Source organism: Sphingomonas sp. RB1R13, assembly GCF_036663775.1.
Taxonomy (GTDB): domain Bacteria; phylum Pseudomonadota; class Alphaproteobacteria; order Sphingomonadales; family Sphingomonadaceae; genus Sphingomicrobium.
The window spans coordinates 550,253-563,139 of sequence record NZ_JAXOJM010000001.1 but is presented as its reverse complement, the minus strand read 5'-3'; the positions used below and the strand labels follow the sequence as shown (position 1 = coordinate 563,139).

Sequence of the window (12,887 nt, the reverse complement as noted above, 5' to 3'; positions counted from 1 at the left end):
GCTAGGACGAGGCCGCCCCGTCGGCAAGTCGCCTATTGCGCAGTCCAGCCGCCATCGACCGACATGTTCGCCCCGGTGATCGATCGGGCGTCGTCGCGGCACAGGAACAGCGCCAGCGCCGCCACTTCCTCGGGGGTGACGAATTTCTTGGTCGGCTGCGCGGCAAGCAGGACGTCGTTCATCACCTGATCGCGGGTTAGTCCACGCGCCTTCATCGTGTCGGGGATTTGGTTTTCGACCAAGGGCGTCCAGACATAGCCCGGCGAAATGCAATTGACCGTTATCCCGTCGGTCGCGACTTCCAGCGCAATGGTCTTGGTTAGCCCGGCGATGCCATGCTTGGCCATGACATAGGCGCTCTTGTTGGGGCTCGCGACCAGGCTGTGAGCTGAGGCAGTCGACAGGATCCGGCCCCATTTCTTCGCCTTCATCAGCGGCACGACGGCGCGCGTCAGGTACCAGGCCGCGTTCATGTTGAGCGCGATGATCTTTTCATATTGCTCGGGCGGAAAATCCTCGATCGGGGCGACGTGCTGCATCCCGGCATTGTTGACGATGATGTCGGGGCCGCCGGTCGCCTCGTGGCACGCCTTGACCATCGCCTCGATCGCGGCCGGATCGGTCATGTCGGCGTTGCTGTAATATGCGTTCGCGCCCGCCGTTGCCTCAAGCGCGGCCCGCTCGGTCTCGATCGCGGCGGCGTCACCGAAGCCGTTGATCGTGACGCTCGCGCCCTCGGCGGCGAAAGCTTTCGCAATGGCCAGGCCAATGCCCGACGTCGAGCCGGTGACGATCGCGGATTTGCCTTTGAGCAGCATCAGGAAACTCCTGTGGAAAGGATTGGCTTGGAAAGATCGAACGAGGCACTTTTGCCGGTGGCGATATTCTCGGCAACTAGGCGCGCGTTGGCCATCGCCTGCGCCACCGATGCTTGCCCCGCCTGCCAGTGTTCGCGCATCGTCCGCGCCGAAAATTCATAGTCCCGCGAGCCGCCTTCCCAAGCATTGGCGCGATAGATGAGCTGGACAAGGTTGACCGGGCGATCAGTCGCAAGTTCGGCGCATTTGCGCGCGGCGGGAGTGTCGCGAAGTTTGGCCGGAAGCTCGTCCAGCAGGGCCCGGACGGCTTCGCGCGCGGCGAGGATCTTCATTGCCTCGGTCGAGACTTGCCGCGTCCGGCTGGAGAAGCGGATTTCCTTTTCGCGCGCCATCACGTCCATGATCGTACGCGGGCGTTCGGCGGCGGTGGCAGTAAACAGGTCGACCTGGAACACCAGTATCTCGCCGAGCTGCTCCTCAAGCAGATAGGTCAGCGGGGTGTTCGAAACGAGCCCGCCATCCCAATAGTGGCAGCCGTCGATCTCGACCGGCGGAAAGCCCGGCGGCAGCGCGCCCGACGCCATGATGTGGCGCGCATCGATCGTTTCGCGTTCGGTATCGAAGAAGCGGAAATTGCCGCTGTCGACATCGACCGCGCCGACCGACAGTCGCATCGGCCCCTTGTTGACCAGATCCCAGTCGACCAGCCGATCGAGCGTAGCGACCAGCGGGGAGGGGTCGTAATAGCTCAGCGCGGCGGCGCTCCCCGGGGGCGCAAAGGTTGGCGACAGCATCCGCGGACGGAAGAATCCCGGCACCCCCGACAGCGCGACAAACCCTGCCGACCATTCGTGGAGGAATTCGCGTTCGCGCTCGTCGCCAAGGATCGGGAAGCTCGGCAGAGAACTTGATACCGTCGTCCAGAAATCGCGCAGCGCGGCGACCCGCGTGTCGGGCGGATTGCCTGCAATCAGCGCGGCATTGACCGCCCCGATCGAGATACCTGCCACCCAGTCGATCTCGATCCCGCCTTCGGCCAGCGCCTCGGCGACGCCCGCCTGATAGCTTCCCAGCGCACCCCCGCCCTGAAGCACCAGCGCCACTGTTTCGGGCAGCGGCAGGGCGCCGGCGTGGCGCATCGAGTGGTTGTTGTCCGCATCGGCCATGCCCCTAGATGGCTTGTGCAGCGCAGCAAGCCAAGTCCCGCGCGAGCTTCCCCCGATTGAATGTTTTGCAACCGCCACGTCATCCGCGCATTAAGCCGGACGACAGGGAGAAGATCATGCGGCTCGACGACCAGCGCGAAAGCAGCAATTTCGAAATTGATTCGGGACGCGGCGGCGGCGGCGGAATGGGCTTTGGCGGCGGTGGCGGCGGGCTTGGCATGATTTTCGGCCTGATCGCCAGCCGCTTCGGCATCGTCGGCATCATCATCTTCGCACTCGGCTATTGCGCGCTGACCTCGCTCGGCGGGCTCGGCGGCGGGATGATCAGCTCGCCTTCGACCAGCCAGTCGCCAGCGGGCGCTGGCGCTTCAGGAGTGATCGATCCGACCACCGAGCGCTTCGCCAACAAAATCCTCGGCTCGACCGAGGATACGTGGGCCAAGATCTTTGCTGCGGCGGGCCAGAAATATGAGCCGACCCCGATCCATTATTATCGCTCGGGCACGACCTCAGGCTGCGGCGCGGCGCAATCGGCGATGGGCCCCTTCTATTGCCCGACCGACAAGAAGATCTACCTCGACGCCAGCTTCTTCGACGAGCTGTCGCAGCGTTTCCAGGCGCCGGGCGATTTCGCGGAGGCATATGTCATCGCGCATGAGGTCGGCCATCATGTCCAGGACCTCGAAGGCACGCTCGACAAGGCGCACAACGCCCAGGCGCGAATGGGCGACACGCAGGGCAATGCCGTCCAAGTCGGGGTCGAGCTGCAGGCCGATTGCTATGCCGGAGTGTGGGCCAAGAATGCCCGCGATTCCAAGGGGCAAGCGATCATGGAAGCCGGCGATATCGAGGAAGGACTCAAGGCCGCTAATGCCATCGGCGACGACACACTCCAGCGAGAGTCCCAAGGCCGGGTGATGCCCGACAAGTTCACCCACGGTTCCTCGGCCCAACGCGTCGCGGCGCTGCGCAAGGGCTATGAAACGGGCGACCCCGCCCAGTGCGCGATGTGATTATTCCCTCCCCGGCCCAGCGGACCGGGGGAGGAACTTGCCTATAGCCGGACCAGCATCTTGCCCGTGTTCTTGCCGGTGAAAAGCCCCATGAATGCCTCCGGCTGCTGCTCTAGCCCGTCGACGATCGTGTCGCGGCTCTTGACCTTGCCGGCCGCGATCCAGCCGCCCATTTCCTCGTAGAACTTCGGGAATTGTGCCGCATAGTCGGTGTAGATGAAGCCCTGCACGCGGATCCGCATCGCGATGATCCGCATGATGAAGCGGAAGCAGGTGGGCTCGCCCTTGTTGTAGTTGGCGATCATCCCGCAAATCGCGAAGCGCGCATCCTTGTTGGCATGGGCAAAGGCGGCATCGAGATGGTCGCCCCCGACATTGTCGAAGTAGACGTCGATGCCGTTCGGCGCGGCTTCACCAAGCTGCTTGACGAGGCTGCCTGCCTTGTAGTCTATCACCTTGTCGGCGCCGAGCGACTTGACGAATTCGCATTTCTCGGGCCCGCCGGCGGAGCCGATCACGGTCATGCCGCGGGCCTTGGCAATCTGGACCACTGCGGATCCGACCGCGCCGCCTGCCGCCGATACGAACACGACATCGCCTGGCTTGGCCGACGCGGCGTCGAACAGGCCGAAATAGGCGGTCCCGCCGGTCAGGCCGAGGTTACCCAAGAAATCCTCGATCGGCACGCCAAGTTCAGGCAGCTTGTTGAGCGCCGCCGCTGGGACCACCGCCTCGTCGCGCCAGCCCAGCATGTGCATCACCTTGTCACCGACCGCGAAGCCTGCAGCGCGGCTTTCGATCACTTCGCCGACTGCGCCGCCCTCCATCGGAGCGTCGATGGCGAACGGCGGGACATAAGATTTCACGTCGTTCATCCGCCCGCGCATATAGGGGTCGACCGACACGAAGCTGTTCTTGACGCGGACCATGCCGTCGCCAAGTTCGGGCGCTATGTCCTTGAGGGCGAAATTCTCGGCGGTGGGCATTCCTTGCGGGCGGCTCATCAAATGCCAGGCGCGGGCCATATCTGTCTCCTGAAGTCTGGTTGTTGGTTGACGCCCGCCTTGCCCCCGCGCGGCGCAAAAAGAAAGCGCCGGTGGAGGGGGCTCCACCGACGCTTCCTCTGCGGCCCGGCCTGTGGAGGCGGGCCGAAGCGGGTTAGCGCTTGTCGTCGGGATAAGTGCCCGAGAAGCTGCGTTCGAGGTTGTGCGGACCTTCGCTCATTTGCGATTGCTGGCGATCCTCTCCGTGGCCAAACCCGTGATCGCGCTGGTCACTGGAGTTGCGTTCGTCGAACGAGCGCTCTTCGGTGAGCCCTCGCTTTGCCTCATCGGCGGGTTGCGTGAGGAACAGCCGATCGCCCTCGATGCGGTCGATCGACGCACAGCCGAGCGACTTGTGAACACCTCCCTGACTGTCCTTGGTCAGGATGATCTTGTCGCCGCGCACCTTGTCGACCACGCCGACGCTCTGCTCGTCCGACCCGACCACTTCCATGTGCTCGCGCACCTGGGCCAGCATCTGGCGCTTGGTCTGGCGAGTGCCGCGCCATGACGAAAAATCATTGTCGAACTTCGACTGATGCTCCCGGCGATATTCATCATAGTCATGGTCGAGCGCGTCGATCTGGCGCTGGCGCCATTCGCTGTAATGCGGGTCGTGATCGCGGGTTCGCGGGGCCGGCCGGCCAGAGCGGTCGCCGAACATGGCGCCGGCTGCCGCGCCGACCGCTGATCCGAAGCCGCCGCCACGCTGGCGTTCCTCGCGATACCGTTCGCCCGGATTGCCGCCGCCGCGACCATAATCGCCCGCGAACGGCCGGTAGTCGTCGCGCGGACGCTCCTGCGAACGATCAAACTGGCCGCGCTCGTTGCGATCCCACTCAGGCTGGCGGGTCGACGACGAGGCACCATAATTGCCGCGCGGGGGTTCGCTGGGCCGCGATCCAACCGAACGATCGTCGCGATCACGCCGACGCTCGGCGTCATCGTCACCGAACCAGCTTGAAATCTCTTCGCCGGCGCGTTCGAAAAAGCCGCGTCCGCCGCTGCTGTGACCTTCCGGCTGGCGCTCGCGGTCGGAGCGATGGCGAGCGCCGAACTGCTCGTCTCGCGGATTTTCGTAACGGTCGTTGGCCATGATCATGCTCTCCCAGTAACCGGCCCCCGCCGCACTTCTTGTTTGAGGTCGATCAACGAAGCGCCTCGTTCAAGCGTTCCCGCAAACGCGTGGCGCCGGGCCAGTCTGAGCAGGCACGGCGCTGAAGCGAAGCGAAAGGGGCGGCGGCAAAACAGGGCGTTGCCAGCGGGCGCGAGCACCGCTAATGGGCCTGTCACCGACGGCGCGGGGCTGTAGCTCAGATGGGAGAGCGCTGCAATCGCACTGCAGAGGTCAGCGGTTCGATCCCGCTCAGCTCCACCACCCGCCGTCGCCCAGCTACCCGCTCCACGGGATCCCAAATATTCGCACAGAGCCTTGATCGGGCTGGACCGCCGGGTTCGCCCGAGGCATGGCGCGCGCTGAGCGCAAGATCGAGGGAAGCAAAAGTGGGCTATGTCGACAAGGGTGACGTAAAGGTCGCCGCTGAACTTGCCGCCTTCATCGACGATCGGGCGTTGGCCGGCACCGGGCTGGATCCTGCCGCCTTCTGGGCTGGGTTTGCTGCACTGTTCGCGCGTTTCGCCCCTGAGAATGCCGCGCTGCTGGCTGTCCGTGATAACCTCCAGGCGAAGATCGATGCATGGCATGGCGAGCGCGCCGGGCGGCCTATCGACCAGGCCGATTATCAGGCGTTTCTTCGCCAGATCGGCTACCTTGTTCCCGAGCCCGCGCCATTCGCCGTCACCACGATCAACGTCGACGACGAGATTGCGCGGATGGCAGGCCCGCAACTGGTCGTGCCGGTGCTTAACGCGCGCTTCCTGCTCAACGCCGCCAACGCCCGTTGGGGCAGCCTCTACGATGCGCTGTACGGGACCGATGCGCTGCCCGGCGGGGCGTCGGGCAAGGGCTATGACCCGGTCCGCGGCGCGCAGGTCATTGCCTGGGCGAAGACATTTCTCGACGAGGCGTTCCCGCTCGCGGCGGGTTCATGGACCGACTATTGCGGTGGCGCTCTCAACCTTGCCGACCCCTCCCAGTTGGTCGGCACGGCGGGCGACAACTTCCTCCTTCGCCACAACGGGCTGCATATCATACTGGTGATCGACAAGGCGCACCCCGTGGGCGCGGGCGATCCTGCCGGTCTGGCCGACCTAGTACTGGAATCGGCACTGACCGCGATCGTCGATCTCGAGGATTCGATTGCCGCGGTCGATGCCGAGGACAAGGTCGCAGCTTATTCGAACTGGCTCGGCGTAATTGACGGCAGCCTGTCGGCCAGCTTCACCAAGGGCGGCCAGACGCTGACCAGAGCGCTTGAGCCCGACCGCCATTTCACCGCGCTCGACGGGTCCCAAATCATGCTCCCCGGTCGAAGCCTGCTGTTCGTCCGCAACGTCGGCCACCTGATGACCAATCCCGCAGTCCTCCTCGCCGATGGACGTGAAGCGCCCGAGGGGATCCTCGACGCCATCGTCACCAGCCTGATCGGGATGCACGACCTTGCCGGCAGCAGCGCCTTTACCAACAGCCGGACGGGGTCGATCTACATCGTCAAGCCCAAAATGCACGGCCCCGACGAGGCCGCCTTCACCAACCGCTTGTTCGACGCGGTCGAGGACCTGCTCGGGCTCGCGCGCTACACGGTCAAGGTCGGCGTGATGGACGAGGAACGCCGCACCTCGGCCAATCTCGCCGCCTGTATCGCCGCGGTGAAGGACCGCATCGTGTTCATCAACACCGGCTTCCTCGATCGCACCGGGGACGAGATGCACACCTCGATGCGGGCGGGAGCGATGATCCGCAAGGGCGAGATGAAGAACAGCGCATGGATCAAGGCCTATGAGGACCGTAACGTCCAGATCGGGCTCGCCTGCGGCCTGTCTGGCAAGGCTCAGATCGGCAAGGGGATGTGGGCCGCGCCCGACTGCATGGCCGACATGCTTAACCAGAAGATCGGCCATCCGCTGACCGGCGCCAACACCGCCTGGGTGCCAAGCCCGACCGCCGCCACGCTCCACGCGACGCATTACCACCGCGTCGACGTGTTCGCCCGGCAACGTGAGCGCATGGCCGAACCGATCGCCTCGCTCGATGCGCTGCTCGATGTCCCCGTCGCCCACGGCCAAAACTGGTCGCGCCAGGAGGTGCTCGAGGAACTCGACAATAATGCGCAGGGCATTCTGGGTTACGTCGTCCGCTGGATCGACCAGGGTGTGGGCTGCTCCAAGGTCCCTGACATTCATGACGTCGGGTTGATGGAGGATCGCGCGACGCTGCGCATTTCGTCGCAGCACATGGCCAACTGGCTGCTGCACGGCGTCGCCACCCGCGCCGAGGCCGACGCCGCATTCGTGTCCATGGCGGCGAAAGTCGACGGCCAGAATGAGGGCGATCCGCTCTATCTACCAATGGCTGGCAATCCCGACAGCCTGGCGTGGCAAGCCGCCCGCGCACTGGTGTTTGAAGGGGTCGAGCAGCCCAATGGCTACACCGAACCGCTGCTCCACCAATATCGCGCCCGGGCGAAAGCCAGACCCGATTAAGGCCATCGACGCGAACAATATGCGCCGCGATGGACTAGAAAGAGGGCCAATTGGGCAAGATTCTTTCATTCTGGCGACGTTCAGCAGCCGCTTGTCTGCTTCCTTCGTCCACCCTCTTGCAAAGCGTCGCGCTTGCCGCCTTGGATGCCGCCACGACGATCGCTCCGGGGTCGAATCACCGCCTCCGGCACAACAGGGACAGTTTGACATGGCCAAGTGGATTGCCGCGGCGCTCGCCGCGACCATCGTCCTGACCGGGTGCAGTAAGAGCGGCGGCGACGCCAATTCGCCCAAGCTCCTGAACGTCAGCTACGATCCGACTCGTGAGTTGTACAAGGACATCAACACCGCTTTTGCCGCCTCGTGGAAGAAGGACCACAAACAGGACGTGGCCTTCGAGATGAGCCACGGCGGGTCGGGCAAGCAGTCGCGCGCGGTCATCGACGGGCTTGGCGCCGACGTCGTCACGCTGGCGCTGGCCGGCGATATCGACGCCATTGTCGAAAAGAGCCACAAGCTGCCCGCTAACTGGCAGACGCTTCTGCCCGACAATAGCGCGCCCTACACGTCGACGATCGTGTTCCTGGTGCGCAAGGGCAATCCAAAAGGGATCCGCGACTGGGGTGACTTAGTCAAGCCGGGGGTCGAAGTGATCACCCCCAATCCCAAATCATCGGGCGGCGCGCGCTGGAACGTGCTTGCGGCGCTCGCCTGGGGCCGCGCCACCCTCGGCTCGGACCAGAAGGCCGAAGCCTTCGTTGGCGAGCTGTTCAACCATGTCCCGGTGCTCGACAGCGGCGCGCGCGGCGCGACCACGACCTTCGTCGAGCGCGGTATCGGCGACGTGCTGATTGCGTGGGAGAATGAGGCGCTCCTCGCGCAGCAGAAGCTGGGCAAGGACAAGGTTCAGATGATCGTGCCCTCGGTATCGGTCCTCGCCGAGCCCCCGGTCGCGGTGATTGACGAAAATGCGAAGAAGCATGGCACGACCGAGATCGCCAACGCCTACCTCAAGTTCCTTTACACCCCCGAAGCGCAGGAACTGATCGCGAAGAACTTCTATCGTCCGCGCGACCCGGTGGTCGCCGCCAAACATGCCGCCGACTTCCCCCAGCTCAAGCTGGCGACGATCGGCGACTTCGGCGGGTGGAAGGTCGCCCAGAAGAAATATTTCGCTGACGGCGGACTGTTCGACACGATCATGGCGAAGAAGGCCAACTGACCAGCGCAATGGCCTTGCCGGCCGCGCCGGACACGGGATTTGTACCGCACCTGCCGCGGCCGACGCCCCGTGTCCGGCGCATTCGCCGGTCGATCATTCCCGGCTTCGGGCTGACGCTGGGGCTGACCATCGCCTGGCTGTCGGCGATCGTATTTCTGCCGCTGGCGGCGCTGCTGCTCAAGGCGGCGGGGATGGGCCCGGCAGAGTTCGCGACTGCGGCACTCAGCACCCGCGCCATCGCCGCCTACAAGGTCAGTTTCGGCACGGCGATGGCGGCCGCGCTGATCAACGCTTTGTTCGGGACACTGATTGCGTGGGTGCTTGTGCGCTATCGTTTTCCCGGGCGGCGGCTGGTTGGGGCGATGGTCGACCTGCCTTTCGCGTTGCCGACTGCGGTCGCCGGGATCGCGCTCACGACCCTCTATGCCGAGAACGGCCTGATCGGCGGACTGCTCGCCCCGCTCGGGGTCAAGGTCGCCTTTACCTGGATCGGCATCACCGTCGCCTTGACCTTCGTCGGACTGCCGTTCGTTGTCCGCGCGATCGAGCCGGTGCTCGCCGACCTTGGCCATGATGTCGAGGAAGCCGCCGCCACGCTTGGCGCCAATCGCCTGCAAACCTTCAACCGGGTGATTTTCCCGGCTATCTTTCCTGCGCTGCTTACCGGCTTCGCGATGGCGTTCGCGCGCGGGGTCGGCGAATATGGCTCGGTCATCTTCATCGCCGGCAACATGCCCTACAGAACCGAAATCGCGCCGCTGCTGATTGTCACGCAGCTCGAGCAATATGACTATAACGGCGCCAGCGCGATCGCCGTCGTGCTGCTGCTCGCCTCCTTCTCGGTGCTGGTCGTGCTCAACCTTTATCAAAGCTGGATCGCACGGCGCGGGGAGCGCGGCGAATGAGACGCGCGGTCGGGCATGGCCGGCGCGGAAGCACCGTCCTCATTGTCATTGCGCTGGCGTTCCTGGCGCTGATGCTTGCGTTGCCGCTGGCGACGGTGTTCGGCCAGGCACTCGATCATGGCGTGCCCGCCTTTCTCGATGCGATCCGTCAGCCTGACGCGTTGGCAGCGATGCGCCTGACCCTCACCGTCGCTGCGATCGCCGTCCCTGCCAATGTCATCTTTGGGCTCGCCGCGAGCTGGGCGATCACCAAGTTCGACTTCCCCGGCAAAAGTCTGCTGACCAGCCTCATCGACCTGCCGCTGTCGGTCTCGCCGGTGGTATCGGGACTGATCTATGTCCTTTTGTTCGGGGCACAAGGATGGTTCGGTGAGTGGCTCGCCGAGCATGACGTGCAGATCATCTTCGCGGTGCCCGGGATCGTGCTAGCCACGATGTTCGTCACCTTCCCCTTCGTCGCGCGCGAGCTCATCCCTCTGATGCAGGGCCAGGGCCGCGACGACGAGGAAGCCGCGCTGTCGCTGGGCGCCACCGGTTTCCAGACCTTTTTCCGTGTGACCCTGCCCAACATCCGCTGGGGGCTGCTCTACGGCGTCCTCCTCTGCAACGCCCGTGCGATGGGCGAATTCGGTGCAGTGTCGGTTGTCTCGGGGCACATCCGCGGCCAGACCAACACCATGCCGCTCCATGTCGAGATCCTTTATAATGAATATGATTATGTTGCGGCCTTCGCCGTCGCCGCGCTGCTCGCCTTGCTCGCGCTCGTGACGCTGGGGCTCAAGACGCTGCTTGAATGGCGCTATGGCCACGGCCCTGCGGGAGCGGCGCATTGAGCATCTCGCTCCGCAATATCAGCAAGACGTTCGGCAATTTCGCCGCGCTCCACGACGTCAGCCTCGATGCGCGCGACGGCGAGTTCCTCGCCCTGCTCGGCCCCTCGGGTTCGGGCAAGACGACCCTGCTGCGGATCATCGCCGGGCTCGAATTTCCCGATAGCGGGCAGGTCTTCTTCGATGACGAGGATGTCACCGACCTGAAGGCCGCCGCCCGCCGCGTGGGTTTCGTCTTCCAGCACTATGCGCTGTTTCGCCACATGAGCGTCGCCGACAATGTCGCCTTTGGGCTTGCCGTCCGCAAGCGCCGCGACCGTCCGCCCGCCCGCGAGATCAAGCGTCGCGTCGGCGAATTGCTCGAGCTGGTCCAGCTCGGTGGCCTCGGCGATCGTTATCCGGCGCAGCTGTCGGGCGGCCAGCGGCAGCGGATCGCGCTGGCCCGCGCGCTGGCGGTCGAACCGCGCCTGCTGCTGCTCGACGAGCCGTTCGGCGCGCTGGATGCCAAAGTCCGCAAGGATCTGCGCCGCTGGCTGCGCACGCTTCACGACAGCATGGGGGTAACGTCGGTGTTCGTCACCCACGACCAGGAAGAGGCGCTCGAACTCGCCGACCGGGTCGTCGTCATGGATTATGGCCGGATCGAGCAGGTCGCCGCGCCGCGAACGATTTACGATCGGCCCGAAAATGCCTTCGTCTACGACTTTGTCGGGGACAGCAACAAGCTGCCCGTGGTGATGGTCAAGGGCGTCCCCAGCTTCCACAACCGTCCGTTGGCGCTACGCCTGCCGGCCGCGCCCGATGGACCCGCCGACCTGTGGTTCCGCCCGCACGAAGTGCGGCTGACCAATGGCGAAGGCGCGCTCGAAGGCCGTGTAACCCTCATCCTTCCCCGTGCCGGAACGCTGCGGGTCGAAGCCGAGGTTGACGGCCTCCCGCGCCCGGTCGAACTCGACCTGCCGCTCGATGCACCGGTGGCCTATGGCGAGCTGGTGCGATTCATTCCGACCGAACCGCGGATCTTCGACGCTTAGGCCCTTTGCTGATCAATCCAGCCGTCGCGCGCCCTCCCGCCGCACGTCGGCGATCGTGGGCATTCCGTTGACCGCCATCATCAGGTCGGCTTCGGCGAGAATGCAGCCCAGCGCATGCGCCGCCCCTTCGGCGCCGCCCAGCACCAGCCCGTAATAATAGGGCCGCCCGACCCCGACCATGCGCGCCCCCAGCGCCAGCGCTTTCACCACGTCGCTGCCCGACCGCACCCCGCTGTCGAACAGCACCGGCACTTCGCCCGCCGCCGCGACCACCCCGGGCAGGCAGTCGATCGCGGCGATCCCGCCATTGGCCTGGCGCCCGCCGTGATTGGAGCAATAAATGCCGTCCGCCCCAGCCTCGACCGCGCGGCGGGCATCGTCTGGGTGGCAGATCCCCTTGAGCAGGATCGGCAGGCTGGTCAGCGATTTCAGCCAGCCGATGTCGTCCCACGTCAGCACCCGCCCGAACAGGCTGGCCCATAGCGTCACCGCCTCCTGGCGATTGCCCTCGACCGGTTTGCCGAGCAGTTTGAGGAACACCGGATCGGAGAAATAATTCTCCATCACATGGCCCTTGAGCTGCGGGAAACTGCCGTTGTTGAGGTCGCGCGGGCGCCAGCCGGTGACCCATGTGTCGAGGGTCACGACGATCGCCTTCGCCCCCACCGCTTCGGCTCGGGCGACCAGGCTCTGCGCCAGATCCTCGTCCTTGGGGGTGTAGAGCTGGAAGAAGCAGGGCGTCTCACCTGCGGCTGCGATCACGTCCTCGACTGGATCGTTGGACAGCGTCGAGGCGATCAACGGCACTCCGCTCATTGCCGCCGCGCGCGCCGCCGCGATGTCGCCATGCCCGTCGCTCGTCGCCAACCCGGTTACCCCGATCGGCGCCATGAACAGCGGCGAGGGAAAGGTCATCCCGAACAGCTCGACCGACAGGTCGCGGACGCGCGTGTCGATCATCATCCGCGGGATCATTCCCCAGTCGGCAAAGGCGCTGGCATTGCGGCGCTGGGTTGCCTCGTCGCCGCACCCGCCCTGGACATAGTCGAGCAGATAGGGCGGCATGGCCTTCGCCGCCGCGGCCTCCATCGTCGCGAAATCGACCGGCACTTTGGGCAGTATGCCCTGCAGGCCCTGGCCGTAGATCAGATTCTGGTAATCGCCATAGTGCGGCATGCACGCATCCCTTTTTTCGCTAACGCACCTGCTTCTAACGTCAGCTCAATTGGCTATAGCGGCAGCAAGCAAAGGGG

Annotated in this window: 11 protein-coding genes and 1 tRNA gene; 7 read left to right on the top strand and 5 right to left on the bottom strand. The window is 64.9% G+C overall.

Annotation, left to right across the window (positions count from 1 at the left end):
- Positions 1–32 precede the first annotated feature (32 nt).
- Positions 33–818: a 3-hydroxybutyrate dehydrogenase gene (locus U1700_RS02705; protein WP_332749907.1), complete on the bottom strand. Its 786-nt coding sequence runs from the start codon at positions 816–818 to the stop codon at positions 33–35.
- Entirely contained in the window at positions 818–1,984 is a 1,167-nt protein-coding gene (locus tag U1700_RS02700) for a patatin-like phospholipase family protein (RefSeq protein ID WP_332749905.1), read from the bottom strand. Before U1700_RS02700 ends, U1700_RS02705 begins: the two co-directional genes overlap by 1 nt.
- A gap of 116 nt (positions 1,985–2,100) precedes the next feature.
- Between U1700_RS02700 and ypfJ the strand changes: the two genes are divergently transcribed.
- Positions 2,101–2,997, top strand: coding sequence for a KPN_02809 family neutral zinc metallopeptidase (ypfJ, locus tag U1700_RS02695; RefSeq protein WP_332749904.1), 897 nt, complete (start codon positions 2,101–2,103; stop codon positions 2,995–2,997).
- A 41-nt stretch (positions 2,998–3,038) separates the two neighbouring features.
- On the opposite strand, the gene U1700_RS02690 is transcribed toward ypfJ, so the two are convergent.
- Positions 3,039–4,022, bottom strand: a complete 984-nt coding sequence (locus tag U1700_RS02690; RefSeq protein ID WP_332749902.1) for an NADP-dependent oxidoreductase — start codon at positions 4,020–4,022, stop codon at positions 3,039–3,041.
- 133 nt (positions 4,023–4,155) lie between these two features.
- Positions 4,156–5,136, bottom strand: a complete 981-nt coding sequence (locus tag U1700_RS02685) for a DUF2171 domain-containing protein (protein ID WP_332749900.1) — start codon at positions 5,134–5,136, stop codon at positions 4,156–4,158.
- 206 nt (positions 5,137–5,342) lie between these two features.
- Between U1700_RS02685 and U1700_RS02680 the strand changes: the two genes are divergently transcribed.
- The 6 genes from U1700_RS02680 (at position 5,343) to U1700_RS02655 (ending at position 11,634) form a co-directional block, all read left to right on the top strand.
- A tRNA-Ala gene (locus U1700_RS02680) sits at positions 5,343–5,418 on the top strand.
- Between the two features lie 125 nt (positions 5,419–5,543).
- The gene (locus tag U1700_RS02675; protein ID WP_332749899.1) at positions 5,544–7,643 is read left to right on the top strand and encodes a malate synthase G; all 2,100 of its coding nucleotides are present in this window, start codon (positions 5,544–5,546) and stop codon (positions 7,641–7,643) included.
- Positions 7,644–7,851: 208 nt separating this feature from the next.
- Positions 7,852–8,865, top strand: a complete 1,014-nt coding sequence (locus U1700_RS02670) for a sulfate ABC transporter substrate-binding protein (protein ID WP_332749897.1) — start codon at positions 7,852–7,854, stop codon at positions 8,863–8,865.
- Between the two features lie 8 nt (positions 8,866–8,873).
- Positions 8,874–9,770 carry a sulfate ABC transporter permease subunit CysT gene (cysT, locus tag U1700_RS02665; RefSeq protein ID WP_332749895.1) on the top strand — a complete coding sequence of 299 codons (897 nt, stop codon included), beginning with the start codon at positions 8,874–8,876 and terminating at the stop codon, positions 9,768–9,770.
- Complete coding sequence (cysW, locus tag U1700_RS02660; RefSeq protein ID WP_332749894.1) at positions 9,767–10,603, top strand: sulfate ABC transporter permease subunit CysW; 837 nt, start codon at positions 9,767–9,769, stop codon at positions 10,601–10,603. The genes cysT and cysW overlap by 4 nt, the downstream gene beginning before the upstream one ends.
- Complete coding sequence (locus U1700_RS02655) at positions 10,600–11,634, top strand: sulfate/molybdate ABC transporter ATP-binding protein (protein ID WP_332749892.1); 1,035 nt, start codon at positions 10,600–10,602, stop codon at positions 11,632–11,634. The genes cysW and U1700_RS02655 overlap by 4 nt, the downstream gene beginning before the upstream one ends.
- A gap of 12 nt (positions 11,635–11,646) precedes the next feature.
- Here the strand turns inward: U1700_RS02655 and U1700_RS02650 are convergent, their stop codons facing one another.
- The gene (locus tag U1700_RS02650; protein WP_332749890.1) at positions 11,647–12,810 is read right to left on the bottom strand and encodes an alpha-hydroxy-acid oxidizing protein; all 1,164 of its coding nucleotides are present in this window, start codon (positions 12,808–12,810) and stop codon (positions 11,647–11,649) included.
- Between the last annotated feature and the right edge of the window lie 77 nt (positions 12,811–12,887).